We start from the raw sequence: 19,030 nt of genomic DNA, 5'->3' as shown, positions 1-19,030 counted from the left end.
AGAGCTGACATTGGGAGTGCTTAGCCCCGGGCGAAGCGGCATCCCCGAAAGCGCAGCGAAGGGATATAGCGGAGCAAGGGAACAAACCTAAATAGTTGTAATGCCCTTGCGCTCCAAAAAACTAAAAACCTCTTCTTTATTTATACGACTCTGCCAATTTAAGTGCGTTATAAGTATTTACAATACCTCCGCTCACACATATTTCGCTAAAAAGCACACGGGTGTTCTCCCCTCTATCATTCTTGTATTTTATCTTATGTGCTACTTTCGAAACCGATTTCATGATTATTTCTCTTACCTGAACAGGTGTTAATTCTGGATAATAGCTTAAAATTAAACCAGCTAAACCAGCAACAACCGGCGAAGCCATACTTGTTCCATCAGCTTCTTCATATTTATTATCTGGCACTGTCGATTTGATCAAAAACCCTGGTGCAAAAACATCAACGCTGTACTTGCCATAATTAGAGAAATCGGCTTTTAGATTATCATCATCTTTATAAGCACTTGCACCCACTTCAATCCAATTATTAGCATGGGGTAGATTAAACTTTGCTGAGTCGATTGGTGCAGGCTTTACGAATGAAGGGCGGTTATAAGGTGGTCTCATGCCCATTCCGTTATTTTGTGCCATAGGCTTAGGTGGCGTAAAATCTGGCTTGCTGGGTTTTTTATTGGCTTCCTTGTACTTTTCTGCCTCTTTATTGTCAAAAAACTTATTCGGGAAATTCTCTTCAATATCGTTGTTCTGGTTGTCGTTTCCGGCTGCATGTACCAACAATACACCTTTAAGTTCTGCGTATTTTACCGCCGAATCTACTGCTTTTTTATCCCACTTGTAACTTTTGCCAAAACTCATATTAATTACCCTGGCGCCATTATCAACTGCATACCTAATGCCATTAGCCACATCTTTATCCCGTTCATCACCAGTAGGCACTACCCTGATAGCCATAATACTTACATGATTGGCTACCCCCAAAATACCTGTTGAATTCGTACGATCGGCACCAATAATGCCCGATACGTGCGTACCATGAAAAGCATCGGGACCTTTAACATCGTTGTTTCCATAATCCTTTTGGTAAGAATTGCTATAATCATCGCCAACCAGTTCCGCGCGCATATCGTATTTAGGGTTTAGGTTATACTTCAGCATTGCATCGTATTGCTTATATCCTTCCTTTATGTTCTTATAAAACTTCTCGAAACTACCATCTTCTTTAGCCCCTTTTCTGATGATTGTTTTTACCTGCTCTTCAGTTTCATCATCAGCTTTATACTGATCAACATCCGCCATCGTTGGGATCTCTTTTTTATTGATCTTTGCTACAGAATCTAATACTTTGTTAATGGCAATCAAAACAGAAAAAGTATTGCTGGCATCTTCATATTTTTTACCAAAATCGCCAACCATTTTCTTATAAAGCTTAAATTCTTCCTTTTGCGTGCTATCTAAAGGAGTTAAATTGGTTGTTGATTGATACTTCGGAGTATAAATTCTTAACAAACGCACCAGTTCTAAATTATCGAACTCCAGATTACCTTTTTTAGAACCGATAAAATTCCAGCCATGAATATCATCAATATAACCGTTGCCGTCATCGTCTATTCCATTTCCAGGAATCTCTTTTTTATTTGTCCATAAAACACTTTGCAAATCAGGATGATTGATATCAACACCACCATCAATTACTGCCACGATAACGTTTTGTTTTGGTTTTTTATCCTTTAGAAGTTCACGATAAGCTTTCTCCGTGCTAATACCAAAATATCCATTTTCCTGTAAATCGAGGTTAAACCAATTTGCAGGGAGTTGTACATTTTTACTTTGAGCAAAAACACTAAAATTTACACACAAAATAAAAGCAAGAAAAGTTAATTTCTTAAGATTCACATTCATCATCATAATATGTACGAAATACTACAATAATACGGTTTTATTACCTTGAGGTTGAAAGATTTTACATTTTTTAACAAGAGAGTCAATCTGTTTTTGAAGCGCAGCAGCAGTAACCATTAGGTTAGGTTCCGTCCTGCTGTCCGTTTTACTCCGCCAATGAAGAATTGTCTCCGTGCTCACTCCCATCAGGGCTATTAAACAGGAAAGAAGAAGGAAAACAGGTAAGATGGATAATGGATGATGGAATGGCTTCTGCGGAGATCAGCGTGATCTGCGGGAGCAAACCCTTAACTTTGCTTAACGCCTTAATGGTGAGAAAAATTTATGGCCCCTTTACCATTAAGGGATTAAGGACATTAAGAAAAAGAACCTTTGCCTAATCATTTTTAACGTTTTGCTGGAACTAAACAGGTAAGATGTAAAATGGATGATGAATGGCCTCTGCGGAGATCAGCGTGATCTGCGGGAGCAAACCCTTAACTTTGCTTAACGCCTTAATGGTGAGAAAAATTTATGGCCCCTTTACCATTAAGGGATTAAGGACATTAAGAAAAGAACCTTTGCATAATCCCATTTAATGCTTTAACAGTTTTAAATAATATACTTCACAAAGCCATTAAAACAAGAAACCCCTCCAACATTTCTGTTGAGGGGTTTCTTTTTAAGATCTGGCACCGACCTACTCTCCCACGTGTTACCGCAGTACCATCGGCTCTGGTGGGCTTAACTGCTCTGTTCGGAATGGGAAGAGGTGGACACCACCGATATAGGCACCTGAATATTTTTATTTAAGACTAAAGAAGAAGCTTAAAGACTAAAGCGTAATCCACCTTTGGTCTTTGCTCTTTCAGCTTTTAGCCTTTCAGTATTTCAATTTCGCTGGCCTTAAACACAAGGCCTTGTATATAACAAGAAAACCCTTTAACATTTCTGCTAAAGGGTTTCTTTTTAAGATCTGGCACCGACCTACTCTCCCACGTGTTACCGCAGTACCATCGGCTCTGGTGGGCTTAACTGCTCTGTTCGGAATGGGAAGAGGTGGACACCACCGATATAGGCACCTGAATATTTTATTGAGGTAGAAGGTAGAGGGTATAAAGGTGGAGGGGAATCCCTAAACCTTAAGCCTTTCGCCTTAAACCTTAAACAGTATTGAAAGAAGTTAGTTTGAAGAACAAACAACAGTCTGTTTGCTTTGAAAGCTTCGGATGATTAGTACTACTCGACTGTGCTGTCGCCAGCTTTACATCTATAGCCTATCAACGTAGTAGTCTTCTACGGTCCTATATGGAATTCTCATCTCGTGGCTAGTTTCGCACTTAGATGCTTTCAGCGCTTATCTATTCCCAGCGTAGCTACTCTGCAATGCCCCTGGCGGAACAACAGATTCACTAGAGGCTAGTCCAACCCGGTCCTCTCGTACTAAGGTCAGCCCCACTCAAAATTCCTACGCCCACAACAGATAGGGACCGAACTGTCTCGCGACGTTCTGAACCCAGCTCGCGTGCCACTTTAATCGGCGAACAGCCGAACCCTTGGGACCTTCTCCAGCCCCAGGATGTGACGAGCCGACATCGAGGTGCCAAACCTCCCCGTCGATATGAGCTCTTGGGGGAGATCAGCCTGTTATCCCCAGCGTACCTTTTATCCTTTGAGCGATGGCCCTTCCATGCAGAACCACCGGATCACTATATCCGTCTTTCGACCCTGATCGACTTGTCTGTCTCACAGTCAAGCAAGCTTATGCTATTGCACTCCGCGTACGGTTACCAAGCGTACTGAGCTTACCTTTGAAAGCCTCCGTTACCTTTTTGGAGGCGACCACCCCAGTCAAACTACCCATCAAACAATGTCTCCCTCTTAGAGGGATTAGACACCGAATACAGAAAGGGTGGTATTTCAACGTTGGCTCCACGACGCCTAGCGACGCCGCTTCAAAGCCTCCCACCTATCCTACACATCCTGTATCCAATGTCAATGTTAAATTGTAGTGAAGGTGCATGGGGTCTTTCCGTCCCGTTGCGGGTACCCGGCGTCTTCACCGGGACCACAATTTCACCGAGCTCATGGCTGAGACAGCGCCCAGATCGTTACACCATTCGTGCAGGTCGGAACTTACCCGACAAGGAATTTCGCTACCTTAGGACCGTTATAGTTACGGCCGCCGTTTACTGGGGCTTCGATTCAATGCTTCTCTTACGATGACATCCCCTCTTAACCTTCCAGCACCGGGCAGGTGTCAGGCCTTATACTTCATCTTTCGATTTTGCAAAGCCATGTGTTTTTGTTAAACAGTCGCCTGGGCCTTTTCACTGCGGCTGACATTGCTGCCAGCGCCCCTTCTCCCGAAGTTACAGGGCCATTTTGCCGAGTTCCTTAGCCATGATTCACTCGAGCACCTTAGAATCCTCTTCCCGGATACCTGTGTCGGTTTGCGGTACGGGTTTTTATAACCTGAAGCTTAGCGGTTTTTCTTGGAAGTCTGATTACCTGCGCTATCCAATTAGCCGAAGCCTCTTGGTACTATCGACTTTCAGCTAGATCGGCGGATTTGCCTACCGTTCTAATACCTACTGTCTTTAACGATCTATTCCGTCAGATCGCGGCAGTGTCACTACTCCGTCCCCACATCGCAGTTATAAAAAGTACGGGAATATTAACCCGTTGTCCATCGAATTTCCCCTTCGGGTTCTCCTTAGGTCCCGACTAACCCTGATCCGATTAGCGTTGATCAGGAAACCTTATCCTTTCGGTGGGCGGGTTTCTCGCCCGCCTTATCGTTACTTATGCCTACATTTGCTTTTCTATAAGCTCCAGCACCCATTACCAGATACCTTCGCTGCCGATAGAATGCTCCCCTACCGATATATTTCAATCCCATAGCTTCGGTGTACAATTTAATGCCCGTTTATTATCCATGCCCGATCGCTCGACTAGTGAGCTGTTACGCACTCTTTAAATGAATGGCTGCTTCCAAGCCAACATCCTAGCTGTCTGTGCAATCGGACCTCGTTAGTTCAACTTAACTGTAACTTGGGGACCTTAGCTGATGGTCTGGGTTCTTTCCCTCTCGGCGCGTGACCTTAGCACCCCGCGCCTCACTGCCGACTATATTATATAGCATTCGGAGTTTGTCTGGATTTGGTAGGATTTGACTCCCCCGCACCCAATCAGTAGCTCTACCTCTATATAACTCAACGTCGACGCTGTTCCTAAAAACATTTCGGGGAGTACGAGCTATTTCCCAGTTTGATTAGCCTTTCACCCCTACCCACAGATCATCCGGAAACTTTTCAACGTTTATCGGTTCGGTCCTCCAGTACGTGTTACCGCACCTTCAACCTGTCCATGGGTAGATCACAAGGTTTCGCGTCTACCTCCTCTGACTATACGCCCTATTCAGACTCGCTTTCGCTTCGGATCCGTGCCTGAAGCACTTAACCTTGCCAGAGAAGAGTAACTCGTAGGCTCATTATGCAAAAGGCACGCCGTCACGCCACCTGGACGCTCCGACCGCTTGTAAGTACACGGTTTCAGGTTCTATTTCACTCCCCTGTTCGGGGTTCTTTTCACCTTTCCCTCACGGTACTGGTTCACTATCGGTCTCTCAGGAGTATTTAGCCTTACCGGATGGTGCCGGCAGATTCCCACAAGGCGTCTCCGACCTCGCGGTACTCAGGATACTGCTAGGCTAGCATTCTATACGTGTACCGGGCTATCACCGTGTATCGCTGGGCTTCCCATCCCATTCCACTTCTGTTTGCTAATGCCACGTTGCAGTCCTACAACCCCCACTTTGCCGTAACAAAGTAGGTTTGGGCTCTTTCCCTTTCGCTCGCCACTACTTAGGAAATCATTGTTATTTTCTCTTCCTCTGCTTACTTAGATGTTTCAGTTCGGCAGGTTTGCTCATTATATGTGACATGTCTTCAACATGCCGGGTTGCCCCATTCGGAAATCTTCGGATTAATTCCTATTTGCAAATACCCGAAGCTTATCGCAGCTTATCACGTCCTTCATCGCCTCTGAGAGCCAAGGCATCCCCCGTGTACTCTTTATTACTTTCTTCTACTCATATGCCTTTTGCGCCATATGGTATGCTTTTTTGCTCTTGTTATGATGTCTCATACCTTCCTTCGAGTTGCCTCTTGGGTTGGTGAGCACAAACACAACAGTCGCCTATTGTTGTTTGCTCTTCTTTTTTAACTTCTTCCAATATGTCAAAGAACTTTATTAAGGTATAAGGCTGAGGGTATAAAGGTGTAGGGTTTAATGTGCCCTAACCTAAGCCTATAGCTTATTCCTTATTAGTAAAAACTGCGGTCTCGAACCGTTTCATATTTCGATATCATTATATCTATATATGTGCCCCATGGCGTTTCTTCTTTCTTAATCTTTATGTCAATGTATATTATCTATCCCGATAATAAGGTGTGTATTCTGTTGTGGTTTGTTTCAGCTATAGGTTTTACCCTACACCTTTCAACCCTCAACCTTAATGGTGGAGAATAACGGAGTCGAACCGTTGACCTCCTGCGTGCAAGGCAGGCGCTCTAGCCAGCTGAGCTAATCCCCCAAAAGGATTTTAAATGTGTAGTCCCGTCCAGATTTGAACTGGAGACCCCTACATTATCAGTGTAGTGCTCTAACCAGGCTGAGCTACGGGACTTCTTAATTCCAGGTAAGCATTGTTTGCAGTATATAGTATCTTACCGCTACTGCTTCCTTTGGCTTCCCCTTCTTGTCTCCGTTAAGCTTACCTTTATAGTAGCCCACCGTTTTCTTCTGGGTGTTTCTTTTTTCTCTTTTTAGTATAAAGTATATGGTATCAAGTATCAAGACCTTAAGCCTTCTACCTTATTACCTTCTACCTTATCGAAATATCATGTTGCGTGGCGAGTAGGTGAGTCTACTCCAGAAAGGAGGTATTCCAGCCGCACCTTCCGGTACGGCTACCTTGTTACGACTTAGCCCCAGTTATCGGTTTTACCCTAGGACGCTCCTTGCGGTTACATACTTTAGGTACCCCCAACTTCCATGGCTTGACGGGCGGTGTGTACAAGGCCCGGGAACGTATTCACCGCGTCATTGCTGATACGCGATTACTAGCGAATCCAACTTCATGGGGTCGAGTTGCAGACCCCAATCCGAACTGTGAATGGCTTTGTGAGATTCGCATCATATTGCTATGTAGCTGCCCTCTGTACCATCCATTGTAGCACGTGTGTAGCCCCGGACGTAAGGGCCATGATGACTTGACGTCGTCCCCTCCTTCCTCTCTGTTTGCACAGGCAGTCTGTTTAGAGTCCCCACCATAACGTGCTGGCAACTAAACATAGGGGTTGCGCTCGTTGCGGGACTTAACCCAACACCTCACGGCACGAGCTGACGACAGCCATGCAGCACCTAGTTTCGTGTCCTTGCGGACTGATCTATCTCTAAATCATTCACTAACTTTCAAGCCCGGGTAAGGTTCCTCGCGTATCATCGAATTAAACCACATGCTCCTCCGCTTGTGCGGGCCCCCGTCAATTCCTTTGAGTTTCAATCTTGCGACCGTACTCCCCAGGTGGAACACTTAACGCTTTCGCTTAGCCGCTGACTGTGTATCGCCAACAGCGAGTGTTCATCGTTTAGGGCGTGGACTACCAGGGTATCTAATCCTGTTTGATCCCCACGCTTTCGTGCCTCAGCGTCAATAAGACCATAGTAAGCTGCCTTCGCAATCGGTGTTCTGAGACATATCTATGCATTTCACCGCTACTTGTCTCATTCCGCCTACCTCTAGTCCATTCAAGCCCATCAGTATCAAGGGCACTGCGATAGTTGAGCTACCGTCTTTCACCCCTGACTTAACAGGCCGCCTACGCACCCTTTAAACCCAATAAATCCGGATAACGCTTGGATCCTCCGTATTACCGCGGCTGCTGGCACGGAGTTAGCCGATCCTTATTCTTCCGGTACATTCAGCTCTCTACACGTAAAGAGGTTTATTCCCGGATAAAAGCAGTTTACAACCCATAGGGCAGTCTTCCTGCACGCGGCATGGCTGGTTCAGAGTTGCCTCCATTGACCAATATTCCTTACTGCTGCCTCCCGTAGGAGTCTGGTCCGTGTCTCAGTACCAGTGTGGGGGGTCATCCTCTCAGATCCCCTAGTCATCGTCGCCTTGGTGGGCCGTTACCCCGCCAACTAGCTAATGACACGCATGCCCATCTCAATCCTATAAATATTTGAACATTGGATAATGCTATCCTGTGTTTTTATGCGGTGTTAATCCGGATTTCTCCGGGCTATCCCCCAGATTAAGGTAGGTTGCATACGCGTTACGCACCCGTGCGCCACTTTTTCTTCCAGCAAGCTGGAAAATATCGTTCGACTTGCATGTATTAGGCCTGCCGCTAGCGTTCATCCTGAGCCAGGATCAAACTCTCCATTGTAAAATGTGTTGTAAGATGCTGACCAGTTTTAACTATTGTTAAAAATAGTCTTCTTTTTTGTTATGTTGTCTGTTAGACACCACCTTTAAAATAAAGCTACGTAATCATGTACTTTGATCAGTACTCCATTACCTCGCTACGCTACATTGACATCTCTTTTAAGAACTTTCTGATCTGGTAAACCTCACGGCCGATCACTTATATATCTTCAAACTTCAGTTCGTTCAAGTCTTGTTAGTCTTAAACGTGTTTACGTCTGTTTCAATCTTTTTTTTCTATCTTCCCAACATCCGCCGTTCCGATTTTCCCGCTTCCTTTCGGTTGGGAGTGCAAAGGTAAGGAACTTTTTTAAACTTCCAAATAAAATAAATTTTATTTTTTCAAGCTCTATTCTTTCCTTGTTTGCTTTTCAATATGCCAGGTTTAACTGGCTTCCCATTCTTCCGAACCGGGCTGCAAAGGTAACAATCTTTTTCTCTTTAGCAATATTTATTTTAAAATAAATCCCGCTCTCCGTATCACTATGCCACCCTTTCAGTTTATTAACCTCTTCCTCCGAAGCGGGATGCAAAAGTAGGATTTTTTATCGCTTCCGCAAAGGAAATTTGTCAAATCCTGTATGGATTGGTGTAAGTTGATGGTTTACAGCATGAAAAAGTTTTGCCTCCAGCAAAACTTTTTGAAAGGAAAGGTGTTTACACCTCCTTATAAACCTCGCAGGTTTTAAAAACCTGCGAGGTTTGACCTAAAAACTTACGATTTCCCTGCACCCTGCCATTAGAAACTTCGTAAGTTACCCCTGCCCTCCGCCACCTAAACCCGATTGAAGTGGTAGCTGCCGGCTTCACGCCGGCACTATAAACGGAAAGCGGGAGCATACTTATATAGTAGCATAACAACTGCTTTGCTAAAAAAACAAATAGCATAATAGATACGAAATGAATAATAAAGCTTAACTAAGGGGTGTGGTATCGATATTTTGAACAATAATTAATACTTTTATACCCTTAATAAATCATCCAAACAAATGAAGTTGATGCTCAAATTATACTTTTCTCTGCTATTTATCGGCATAGCAGAAATCAGTTACGCGCAAAATTATAAAAATGAGCTTGTTATTATTTCCGAGAACGATGCTTACATTGATATTACAAGCGACCGCTATTATACAAACGGTGCTTTTATTAAATTTAGGCACGCTTTAAATGGTGAAAACCTGAAAACCGGGAGAAGCAAAGAGATTATTGGCTTTGAGCTTGGTCAAAAAATATATAATCCCTACTACAGCTTTGTACCAAACCCTGCTCTACACGACCGCCCTTTTACAGCCTACCTTTATGGCGAAGCAAATTATAGCCGTTTTTATAGCAATAAACAAATGCTAAAGGTTTCTACACAAATTGGAATTACCGGAAAAGATGCTTTGGGCGAAAAGTTTCAAAAAGCATTTCATAAACTAGTTGGTCAAAACCAGATTGAAGGTTGGGAATACGGTTTAAAAAGTGAGCCGACACTGAACCTTGGCGCCGAATACAACAAGCTTTTAATCACCACCAATAATAAGGTATTTGATGCTACTGGAACGGCTTCGGCTGCGCTAGGCAACGTAATTACAAAGGCCAATCTTGGCGCCATGTTGCGGTTAGGCAGATTTAACGATATGGAAGGCTCAGCAGCTTTTAACAGTTTGGTGAGTAATAACAATAACTACAAAACTACGCGTAAATACGAACTTTTTCTTTCGGTTAATCCGCAATTACATGCTGTTGCGTTTGATTCGAGCTTGCAGGGTGGTTTATTTAGGAGTGATAAGGGACCAATTACCTTTAAACCAAAACCTTTTGTTTTTACCACACAGATGGGATTAACTTTCGCCATTGCACGCTGGACAGCCAACTACACCGCTACTTTTACATCTAACGAAGTTAAAAACAGCGCCACCGGCTACCGTTATGCCTTTTATAGTCTTGCTTACCGTTTTAGTAAAAACTAATGAAAAAACAATTACTTACTTTTATTTTCGTGATTACAGGCTGGGCATTTGCGGAGGCTCAGATTGCTCCGGAAAACCATTCTATTATCATTAAGCCTATATTTGGCACACACATCAATAATGATCAGGGGCATCTGTTTCAGGATCAGATTACAGGATTTGACGCAGCTTATTTCAAGGAGATTAGCCAGAATAGCGATAAATGGATTGGATTTAGTGGTGCTAAATCTTACGGGATCGGTTTTATTTTCAGAGACCTAAGCAAATTAAAGGGAACAAAAGATAATTCGGAACATGCCTTTGGGCAGGTATATAGTTTGGTGGCTCAGATGGATTTCCAATTGTTTAAAATTGGAAAGACTAAAATTAATTTCACCCCAGGGGTTGGTTTAGGATACACGAATAAGTATTATTACAACAATACCAAAAACAGATTTTTGGGAAGCCCGATTAATGAAACCATTAAAGCAGATTTAGGAATGGAGCTGCCAATGAGCAAATACACTGATTTACTTTTAGGTTTAGGTTTTCTACATGTATCTAACGGAGGGGCAACTGTTCCAAATGGTGGCTTGAATACGGGAAACATTTATGTCGGAATTAAATTAAACAACCCTAAAACATTAACTGCTGAGCAGAAAAGCACCTACACTACTTTGAAGCGAAATTCTATTGAGTTGAGTGCTGGTTTAGGCGCAAGGGGCGTATTTGCGAATAGAACTAAAAGCTTGTACAAAAGTGGATTATATGCTGGTTACAATTTTTACCTTAATGATGTCATATCGCTTAAAGCCGGTGCGGATGCCGTTTATTATTATACCGTATTTGACCCTAATAATTATGGGGATACTTTCCAAAACTATGGCACTTCTTACGACCGCTGGCGCACCGGGATCAGCATTGGCGCTGATATCAACCTATGGCGCATAACTGTCGCGGCACAAGTTGGTAAATACATCCACTACAATAGATTGATGGATAAAGCAAACTGGTACTGGACATTTGGACCTACATTTAATATTACACCACATATTGGTTTACAGGCAAAAACCTATATGCATTTTGCCCAGGCTGATTTTGTAAACTGGGGCGTGGTATACCGTTTTTAATATTGTCCGGTACTAAGCAATACTAAAGTGCAGGCTTCAACAGGCTCTATATCATGCTGATCCAAGAGCTTTTCCAATTCGTAATTCTCTGTTCCTGGGTTAAAGATTACCCGCTTTGGTTTGGTAGCCAGAATATAATCGTGGTATTGCGGCTGTAGAGCAGGACCAATATACAAAGTGATAGTATCAATATCATGGTGGATTTCTCCAGGCTTTTCAATTTCAATGCCTGCAACTTCTCCTTTTTTTATGCCAACATTGACAATATCATGGTTAAAGCGCTTAAGCATGTGCGCTGCTTTGTACGAATATCTTGAAGGATCTGGCGAGGCGCCAATAATCAAAGTCTTTTTCATAATGTGATTACACAGATTAAAATTTAGACAATAAAGCAATCTGACCGGAATGGTAAGCATGGTGTTGTGCAAGCCCGCTTACCAATTCAATATTGGTTACCCCTGTACCTAAAGCAGGATTACGCTCGTTCTTTACTTCATCATTCCATTGGTTGTCTTTCAGGCTTTCGCAAACACGGATCAGTTCTTCGTTCGCGATCTTAAAATCAAAGATAATGCGTTCCCAAGCCTGTGGTGTTCTTGCTTCAGGCTCGGGCCAATCGCCTCTTGCAGGTTCAGCAGCTGGTTTACCGGTTAATCTAGACGAAACTTCTTCTGTCCAAGCGGTTAAATGCAGTGCAATTTCGGCTATCGAATGTGCCCCTGGCACTAAATGGCTAAACGCTTTTTCCGGATTTACATTATTCAATGTTTGCATTACATGATTACCATGCCACGCATCACCATTGAAAGCTTTTTTTATTTCGTTCGTGATATTAAACATACCAAAACAACAATCTGTGCACTATAAAGTTTGTTAAGATGCATTCAATATCGCATTTGCACAGTTAATTCCATCAATTGCTGCCGAAACGATTCCACCCGCATAACCCGCACCTTCTGCACAAGGATATAAACCTTTTACCTGAGGGTGCTGATAAGTCTCTTTATCTCTTGGAATCCTTACCGGAGAAGAGGTTCTGCTCTCTACGCCTACCAAAATAGCTTCATTTGTGTAATAACCCTTAATTTTTTTGCCAAATAAAGGCAATGCTGCGCGCAAACTCTCAGATACAAATTCAGGGAGAATATTATCGAGCATCGAACTTTTGGTACCGGGCAGATAAGAATTCTTCGGGAGATCCAATGATAATCTGTTGTTTACAAAATCGACCATACGTTGTGCGGGGGCAACGAGGTTTCCTCCTCCAGCTTCAAAGGCAGCTTTTTCTATTTCGGATTGAAAATTCAACATCCTTAGCGGATCGTAACCCTGAACATCATTTAAAGTCACCTGAACCACCGTTCCGGAATTGGCATATGGGTTGTTTCGCTTAGAAGGCGACCAGCCATTTACCACGATTTCGTTTTCGCCTGTAGAACAAGGTGCAATAATCCCACCCGGACACATGCAAAAAGAAAATACCCCGCGGGCACCAACCTGCTCAACTAAACTGTAATAGGCAGGAGGTAAAAACTCCGATCGGATATCGCAATGGTATTGGGCTGAATCAATAATTTCCTGAGGATGCTCAATCCTGACTCCTAAAGCGAAAGGTTTTGCTTCGATCAGGATATTTTTACTGTTCAACAATTCGTACACATCTCTCGCAGAATGTCCTGTTGCCAAGATAATGTGATCAGCGAATAACTTTTCTTCAAAATTGATCTCAATGCCTTTTACTTTTCCAAATTCAATTAGAATATCAGTCATCCGGCTATCGAACATCACTTCTCCGCCGGCATTCAGAATCGTATCTTTTATGGAAGTAATAATATGCGGCAGTTTGTTGGTACCAATATGTGGACGGGCATCAATAGCAATATCTGGCTCCGCCCCATGGTTTACAAAAACCTGAAGCACTTTATTAATATCGCCCCGTTTGTTGGAACGGGTGTATAGTTTACCATCCGAATAAGTCCCTGCGCCACCTTCTCCATAACAATAATTAGATTCTGTATTTACTAATCCCTGCTTATTTATGGCAGCCAAATCTCTCCGGCGTTGTTTTACATCCTTACCACGTTCGATAATAATGGGCTTTAATCCATTTTCAATGCATTGCAAAGCAGCAAACAAACCTGCAGGACCTGCGCCTATAATAATTACGGGTTTCGCTTCTTTTACATTAGGATAGTTAATGGTATAAACTCCAGCAATGGCTTCCTCATCAACAAAAACCTTTACCTGCAAGCGGAAAATCACTTTTCTGGAACGGGCATCTATTGATCGCTTCAAGATCTCATAGCCTTTAATTCTTGAACCAGGTAATTTTAGCGCTTCAGCCAGTTTCTGGTTAATCATCTCTGTTTGCTCTACCTCTTGCGGGAGCAGCGTAATTTCGATGTCTTTTTGCATATCATGTCAGGTTTTTATCCCGAACAGTACAAAGATAGATATATGACAGCATATTTGATGATTTCAGCATATGAATAAAAACTATTAGCAGACTAAGTAATGCTTTTATTTTTTTGGAAAGCAATTGCAGTATTTCATTGGAAACTACAGTCCGGCTCCCGCTTCTGCCGATTGAAGAAATAGGCATCTCGCTCGGATCGGGTTTAATGAAGTTATTTTTCTACTACTATGCCGGTTTTCTGTGCTGCAGACCTAAGTTTATAGCCCCGATCGGAGCGGGCATCCCGATTTAAGGACTGGCTTATGTTATATTTGGTGTGCTTGCTTGTTTCACAGGGTTTCTATCGGGATAAAGCAAAGAGCGGGACAACGATACAAAAAAGCGAAAAGCCCTGCGCTCCAAAACAAAAGAACAGGCTTGATATCCACAAATTACTTAATCAAATATCCTGATTTTTCCTTGTTAAATTCAATGAGTAGCTTGTCAACCTGTCAGATAAATACCTAAACTGTAACAAAGGCATGCAATTTGATATCTAATTCGTAAATTGAATTAAAATTCAGTTTGATTAAAAAGACAAAACCATAAAAATGAAAAGATTAATATTTGGAATTTTAGCTGCAGTTATTGCAGTGAGCACTTTAAGTTCATGCGGATATAACAGCATGGTTAAATTGGATGAGAACGTTAAATCGAAATGGGGAACAGTACAAACCCAATATCAGAGAAGAGCAGATTTGATTCCTAACCTGGTAGCAACCGTAAAAGGAGCTGCTAAATTTGAACAGGGTACATTAACAGCGGTAACTGAGGCGCGTGCAAAAGCCACTCAGATGACGGTTAACACGGATGATCTTTCACCAGAAAACATCAAAAAATTCCAAGCTGCGCAGGGAGAATTAAGTCAGGCATTGGGTAAATTATTATCCATTACCGAGAATTATCCTGAGTTAAGGGCTACGCAACAATTCAGTGATTTGTCGGCACAATTAGAAAGTACTGAAAACAGGATCACTGTTGCCCGAAAAGATTTTAACGATGCAGTACAGGAATATAATGGTAAAATAAGGTCATTTCCAACCAATTTAACAGCCGGCATGTTCGGTTTTAAACCAAAAGGGTATTTCGAGGCTGATGCTTCAGCTAAAAATGCACCTAAAGTAGAATTTTAATTATTCTTAACACAACATATAAGGGTAGTGAATGTTTAACTGAACATTTATTACCCTTTTTACTTCATATAAAATAAACACATGTCGTTATTTTCAGATATTGAACAAGAAAGAATAGCAAACGCGATCTCCGATGCAGAAAGAGCAACTTCCGGAGAAATTAGGATTGCTATTGATAAACATTGCGCAGGCGATCCGTATGAAAAAGCCACCGAATATTTTGCTAAACTTGACATGGATAAAACAGCAAAAAGAAATGGGGTACTGATATACCTGGCGCATGCCGATCATAAATTTGCCATTATTGGCGATGTGGGCATTAATCAGGTTGTACCTGAAGATTTTTGGGAAACAACCAAAATAGCGATGACTGCACATTTTGCAAAAGGAAATTTAGCCGATGGCATTATTGCAGGTGTAGCCTTGGCTGGAGAAAAACTGGCCTTGTTCTTCCCGCCTCAAAAAGGTGACATTAATGAATTGCCAAATGATATCGTTTTTATGGACAATCTAGAGCAGAAATAAGCGATGAAGAAAATATTCCTTTTCTCGTTACTGAGTTTATTATTCACTTTCGCCTTTGCACAGGATTTTCCAGAGAAACCCAATACTTTGGTTAATGATTACGCTAATGTATTATCAGCCGATCAAAAGCAGCAACTGGAAACTAAATTAGTGACCTTTAATGATTCGTCATCAACACAAATTGCTATAGCGATATTAAAATCAGTCGGCGATTACGACATTAATGAGTATGCTGTAGAACTGGGCAGGAAATGGGGCGTTGGCCAAAGCGGCAAAAACAATGGCATTATGATCGTTGTTGCAGTTGGCGACCGAAAAATCTCTATTCAAACAGGTTATGGCTTGGAAGGTGCATTGCCCGATATTTATGCCAAGCGCATTATTGATAACGACATTAAACCCAATTTTAAAGCTGGAAATTATTATGTCGGCCTGGATGAAGCTACTACTTCAATAATAAAATATACCCAGGGCGAATATAAAAATGATAACCCAAAAGCTTCTTCAAAAAAAGGTGGCGGAGGTGGCAGTATTGTAATTATTATCATCATTGTCATCGTAATCATCATCATCATGCGAAAAGGTGGCGGAGGCGGAAGCGAAGTAATTGGCGGACGCGGGGCATCTAATGCGCTATTTTGGGCTATGCTGTTTGGAAGTGGCGGAGGCCGAAGCAGCGGTGGCTGGGGAGGTGGCTCTTCTGGTGGAGGAGGCGGTGGATTCGGTGGTTTTGGCGGAGGAAGCTTTGGCGGTGGCGGAAGCAGCGGAAGCTGGTAGTTTAGTCCATAGTCCATAGTCCATAGTCCATAGTCCATAGTCCATAGTCCATAGTCCATAGTCCATAGATTGGAAAAGATTTTGTTTTGAACGTTACAGAACATTTTAACTTTTCAACAACCTAACATTACAACAATAATGTACCGAAGAGATTTAATTACAGCTGAAATACAGAAACTTGCACAGGTTTTGGCCCGTATTATGGGCTTAAAATTAGAAGGCAAGTTGGCTGAAGCCAATCAGCTTTTTGAAGAAACCATGAAAGGTGGCTTTCAATTGCCTAAAGAAATTCTTGAAAATGAAGATCTTTCTGTTTTTAAAAATTGGTTAACCGAAGGCAACCTTCCTCCTGAAAAGCTCGACTCGTTAAGCGAATTTCTGTATTATGAGTTAGGTGTGAGTCAGGATCGCAACCAAAGCATTGCACCAAAACTTAATTTAGTTTATAAACACCTGTCAGATCAGCACAAGATTGTACATTTGGTAAACTTGCACCGCCAGAAAACAATACAACAATACCTGCGCTAAATAAAATAAACAACGTAAATAAATGATTATAGAAAAGTGGCAGAAACTTGCCTCTAAATATTTAGTACGCGAACAGTGGGCTACCTTGCGCGTTGATGAAGTGAAACTTCCGGGTGGTGTGATAAAAGATGATTATTATGTTTTAGAATACCCCAACTGGGTAAATGCGGTTGCATTAACTGAAGAAGGAAAAATAATTATGGTACGCCAGTACCGCCATGCAGCTGATATTCTTTCTCTTGAAGTTCCGGGTGGTGTAATTGATGGTGATGAGGCTCCAGAATTTGCCGTTAAACGTGAACTTTTAGAAGAGACCGGTTACAGTTTTAAAACCTGTAAGTTTATTGCAGAACTTTATCCCAATCCGGCAACCTCAGATAACAGAACCTTTACCTATTTCTTAACAGGCGGCATTAAAACCCATGAACAGCATTTAGATGAACATGAAATTTTAAATGTAGAAGAATATACTGTAGACGAGGTAAAACAGTTCATCAAGGAAAACAAAATAGCCCAGGCACTACATGTTGCCGCTTTATACTACGGCTTAGCAGAACTGGAAAAACTTTAGAAGTTCACATTGAAATACGAAGTTTCTTAATTGCAATGGCCCCAAGAAGTTAGACTTTCCGGGGCCATTGCATAAAACCTAGCCTTTATTAATTTGCATAAACCTTTGAACATGAACGAAAGGTTTTAATTTAAACCCTTCTACCTTTCTATTCCTGAACCGGTTTTAGCTCATTTTTAATTTCTTTTGGATATCGTGTACGTAAGCTTTAAACTTCTTGTCGGTATCGATTAAATCTTCTACGGTTTGGCAAGCATAAATTACGGTACTATGATCACGCCCACCAAAGAAAGCGCCAATTGTTTTCAATGATGATTTAGTATGGCTTTTAGATAGATACATCGAAATCTGACGTGCCTGAACAATTTCGCGTTTACGTGTTTGCGATTTTACCATATCAACAGGAACCTCAAAATACTCGCAAACCAATTTCTGGATGTATTCCATTGAAATTTCTTTTGAAGTATTTTTGATAAAGTTCTTCAACATCTGTTTAGCCAGGGCTAAATCGATTTCCTTCTTGTTCAAAGTAGCCTGTGCCAAAAGAGATACCATAGCGCCCTCTAACTCACGTACGTTGTTATCAATGTTGTGCGCAACATACTCTACCACTTCGCCTGGCAACTCAATACCATCAGCATACATTTTCTTTCTTAAAATAGCGATACGGGTTTCCAGATCAGGAATCTGTAAATCTGCAGATAGACCCCATTTAAAACGGCTTAATAAACGCTCTTCCAAACCGGCTAAATCTTTCGGTGCTTTATCAGATGTTAAGATTACCTGTTTGCCCGACTGATGCAGATGATTAAAAATGTGGAAGAAAATATCCTGTGTTTTTTCTTTACCTGCAAAGTTGTGCACATCATCCATGATGATCACATCCATTGCCTGATAAAAGTTAACGAAATCGTTAATGGTGTTGTTTTTTAAGGAATCTACAAACTGCTGACAGAATTTCTCACAACTTACATAGATCACCAATTTATCTGGCATGCTGCGTTTAATCTCGTTACCGATTGCCTGTGCCAGGTGCGTTTTGCCCAAACCTACTCCACCGTAAATCATCAAAGGGTTAAAAGATGTACCACCTGGTTTAGCAGCTACAGCGTAACCTGCAGAACGTGCCAAGCGATTGCAATCTCCCTCAATGTAATTTTCGAAAGTATAGTTTGCGTTTAATTGTGGATCAACATTTAATTTTTTTAATCCTGGGATAATAAATGGGTTTTTAATATCCTTATTAATGGAAACCGGAATCGGCATCGATTGTACCTTTGCCTCCGCTCCATTTCCATTTGAGGGCATATTGGTAGTATAAGGATTACCGCTGTTTGATGATTTATCTACAACGATGTTATATTCCAACCTGCCATCCTCTCCAAGTTGTTTTTTTACAGTCTTGCGCAGCAAGCCCACATAATGTTCTTCAAGCCATTCGTAAAAGAACAAACTTGGCACCTGTATAGTTAAAACCTTGCCTTCCAATTTAAGAGCCGTTATTGGCTCGAACCAAGTTTTGAAACTTTGGCTCGGAATGTTATCCTTAATAATTTGAAGACAGTTCTTCCATACTTCTGTACAAGTTTTTTCCAT

13 protein-coding genes, 2 tRNA genes and 4 rRNA genes are annotated in these 19,030 nt (G+C 41.9%); 7 read left to right on the top strand and 12 right to left on the bottom strand.

Going from position 1 to position 19,030, the window contains the following annotated elements:
• Nucleotides 1–136: 136 nt before the first annotated feature.
• The 8 genes from KYH19_RS00095 to KYH19_RS00060 all read right to left on the bottom strand — a co-directional run bounded on the left by KYH19_RS00095 (nt 137) and on the right by KYH19_RS00060 (nt 9,221).
• Complete coding sequence (locus KYH19_RS00095; protein WP_219077081.1) at nt 137–1,903, bottom strand: S8 family peptidase; 1,767 nt, start codon at nt 1,901–1,903, stop codon at nt 137–139.
• Nucleotides 1,904–2,569: 666 nt separating this feature from the next.
• A 5S ribosomal RNA gene (gene rrf, locus KYH19_RS00090) occupies nt 2,570–2,681 on the bottom strand.
• Nucleotides 2,682–2,856: 175 nt separating this feature from the next.
• Nucleotides 2,857–2,968 (bottom strand): 5S ribosomal RNA (gene rrf / locus KYH19_RS00085).
• Nucleotides 2,969–3,096: 128 nt separating this feature from the next.
• Nucleotides 3,097–5,971, bottom strand: a 23S ribosomal RNA gene (locus KYH19_RS00080).
• A gap of 431 nt (nt 5,972–6,402) precedes the next feature.
• Nucleotides 6,403–6,479: transfer RNA gene (locus KYH19_RS00075), tRNA-Ala, on the bottom strand.
• 18 nt (nt 6,480–6,497) lie between these two features.
• Nucleotides 6,498–6,572: transfer RNA gene (locus tag KYH19_RS00070), tRNA-Ile, on the bottom strand.
• 249 nt (nt 6,573–6,821) lie between these two features.
• A 16S ribosomal RNA gene (locus KYH19_RS00065) occupies nt 6,822–8,343 on the bottom strand.
• The 16S, 23S and 5S rRNA genes sit together here with 2 tRNA genes alongside, the layout of an rRNA operon.
• A gap of 695 nt (nt 8,344–9,038) precedes the next feature.
• Entirely contained in the window at nt 9,039–9,221 is a 183-nt protein-coding gene (locus KYH19_RS00060) for a hypothetical protein (RefSeq protein ID WP_219077080.1), read from the bottom strand.
• 158 nt (nt 9,222–9,379) lie between these two features.
• Here KYH19_RS00060 and KYH19_RS00055 point away from each other — a divergent pair, with 158 nt between their 5' ends.
• Together KYH19_RS00055 and KYH19_RS00050 are read left to right on the top strand one after the other, a co-directional pair.
• Nucleotides 9,380–10,336 carry a lipid A deacylase LpxR family protein gene (locus KYH19_RS00055; protein ID WP_219077079.1) on the top strand — a complete coding sequence of 319 codons (957 nt, stop codon included), beginning with the start codon at nt 9,380–9,382 and terminating at the stop codon, nt 10,334–10,336.
• The gene (locus tag KYH19_RS00050) at nt 10,336–11,445 is read left to right on the top strand and encodes an acyloxyacyl hydrolase (RefSeq protein ID WP_219077078.1); all 1,110 of its coding nucleotides are present in this window, start codon (nt 10,336–10,338) and stop codon (nt 11,443–11,445) included. Before KYH19_RS00055 ends, KYH19_RS00050 begins: the two co-directional genes overlap by 1 nt.
• Here the strand turns inward: KYH19_RS00050 and KYH19_RS00045 are convergent.
• From KYH19_RS00045 to KYH19_RS00035, 3 genes are read right to left on the bottom strand one after another with little or no spacing between them, the layout of a single operon-like run.
• A complete protein-coding gene (locus tag KYH19_RS00045; protein ID WP_121287823.1) occupies nt 11,442–11,801 on the bottom strand; it encodes a CoA-binding protein in 360 nt (119 codons plus the stop codon). The two genes, KYH19_RS00050 and KYH19_RS00045, sit on opposite strands and share 4 nt — an antisense overlap.
• Before the next feature lie 16 nt (nt 11,802–11,817).
• Complete coding sequence (locus KYH19_RS00040) at nt 11,818–12,285, bottom strand: DinB family protein (RefSeq protein ID WP_121287822.1); 468 nt, start codon at nt 12,283–12,285, stop codon at nt 11,818–11,820.
• Nucleotides 12,286–12,318: 33 nt separating this feature from the next.
• Nucleotides 12,319–13,860: an NAD(P)/FAD-dependent oxidoreductase gene (locus KYH19_RS00035; protein ID WP_219077077.1), complete on the bottom strand. Its 1,542-nt coding sequence runs from the start codon at nt 13,858–13,860 to the stop codon at nt 12,319–12,321.
• 591 nt (nt 13,861–14,451) lie between these two features.
• Here KYH19_RS00035 and KYH19_RS00030 point away from each other — a divergent pair.
• From KYH19_RS00030 to KYH19_RS00010, 5 genes are all read left to right on the top strand, one after another.
• The gene (locus KYH19_RS00030) at nt 14,452–15,033 is read left to right on the top strand and encodes a LemA family protein (RefSeq protein WP_132403466.1); all 582 of its coding nucleotides are present in this window, start codon (nt 14,452–14,454) and stop codon (nt 15,031–15,033) included.
• Between the two features lie 81 nt (nt 15,034–15,114).
• The gene (locus KYH19_RS00025) at nt 15,115–15,558 is read left to right on the top strand and encodes a TPM domain-containing protein (RefSeq protein WP_219077076.1); all 444 of its coding nucleotides are present in this window, start codon (nt 15,115–15,117) and stop codon (nt 15,556–15,558) included.
• Between the two features lie 3 nt (nt 15,559–15,561).
• Complete coding sequence (locus tag KYH19_RS00020; RefSeq protein ID WP_219077075.1) at nt 15,562–16,335, top strand: YgcG family protein; 774 nt, start codon at nt 15,562–15,564, stop codon at nt 16,333–16,335.
• A gap of 138 nt (nt 16,336–16,473) precedes the next feature.
• A complete protein-coding gene (locus KYH19_RS00015) occupies nt 16,474–16,863 on the top strand; it encodes a hypothetical protein (protein WP_219077074.1) in 390 nt (129 codons plus the stop codon).
• 22 nt (nt 16,864–16,885) lie between these two features.
• Nucleotides 16,886–17,434 carry an NUDIX hydrolase gene (locus KYH19_RS00010; RefSeq protein ID WP_219077073.1) on the top strand — a complete coding sequence of 183 codons (549 nt, stop codon included), beginning with the start codon at nt 16,886–16,888 and terminating at the stop codon, nt 17,432–17,434.
• A 165-nt stretch (nt 17,435–17,599) separates the two neighbouring features.
• Here KYH19_RS00010 and dnaA read toward each other — a convergent pair whose 3' ends face one another.
• Nucleotides 17,600–19,030: a chromosomal replication initiator protein DnaA gene (dnaA, locus tag KYH19_RS00005; protein WP_121287815.1), complete on the bottom strand. Its 1,431-nt coding sequence runs from the start codon at nt 19,028–19,030 to the stop codon at nt 17,600–17,602.

This window comes from Pedobacter sp. D749 (assembly GCF_019317285.1).
Taxonomy (GTDB): Bacteria; Bacteroidota; Bacteroidia; order Sphingobacteriales; family Sphingobacteriaceae; genus Pedobacter.
Note: the sequence above shows the minus strand (reverse complement) of the source record. Positions and strands in the feature narration are given on the sequence as shown.

Excerpts from the sequence above, each read along its gene's own strand:
- KYH19_RS00030 (WP_132403466.1), top strand. The coding sequence starts at position 14,452 with ATGAAAAGATTAATATTTGGAATTTTAGCTGCAGTTATTGCAGTGAGC.
- KYH19_RS00035 (WP_219077077.1), bottom strand. The coding sequence starts at position 13,860 with ATGCAAAAAGACATCGAAATTACGCTGCTCCCGCAAGAGGTAGAGCAA.
- KYH19_RS00015 (WP_219077074.1), top strand. The coding sequence starts at position 16,474 with ATGTACCGAAGAGATTTAATTACAGCTGAAATACAGAAACTTGCACAG.
- KYH19_RS00040 (WP_121287822.1), bottom strand. The coding sequence starts at position 12,285 with ATGTTTAATATCACGAACGAAATAAAAAAAGCTTTCAATGGTGATGCG.
- KYH19_RS00095 (WP_219077081.1), bottom strand. The coding sequence starts at position 1,903 with ATGAATGTGAATCTTAAGAAATTAACTTTTCTTGCTTTTATTTTGTGT.
- dnaA (WP_121287815.1), bottom strand. The coding sequence starts at position 19,030 with ATGGAAAAAACTTGTACAGAAGTATGGAAGAACTGTCTTCAAATTATT.
- KYH19_RS00025 (WP_219077076.1), top strand. The coding sequence starts at position 15,115 with ATGTCGTTATTTTCAGATATTGAACAAGAAAGAATAGCAAACGCGATC.
- KYH19_RS00010 (WP_219077073.1), top strand. The coding sequence starts at position 16,886 with ATGATTATAGAAAAGTGGCAGAAACTTGCCTCTAAATATTTAGTACGC.
- KYH19_RS00045 (WP_121287823.1), bottom strand. The coding sequence starts at position 11,801 with ATGAAAAAGACTTTGATTATTGGCGCCTCGCCAGATCCTTCAAGATAT.
- KYH19_RS00060 (WP_219077080.1), bottom strand. The coding sequence starts at position 9,221 with ATGCTCCCGCTTTCCGTTTATAGTGCCGGCGTGAAGCCGGCAGCTACC.
- KYH19_RS00020 (WP_219077075.1), top strand. The coding sequence starts at position 15,562 with ATGAAGAAAATATTCCTTTTCTCGTTACTGAGTTTATTATTCACTTTC.
- KYH19_RS00055 (WP_219077079.1), top strand. The coding sequence starts at position 9,380 with ATGCTCAAATTATACTTTTCTCTGCTATTTATCGGCATAGCAGAAATC.
- KYH19_RS00050 (WP_219077078.1), top strand. The coding sequence starts at position 10,336 with ATGAAAAAACAATTACTTACTTTTATTTTCGTGATTACAGGCTGGGCA.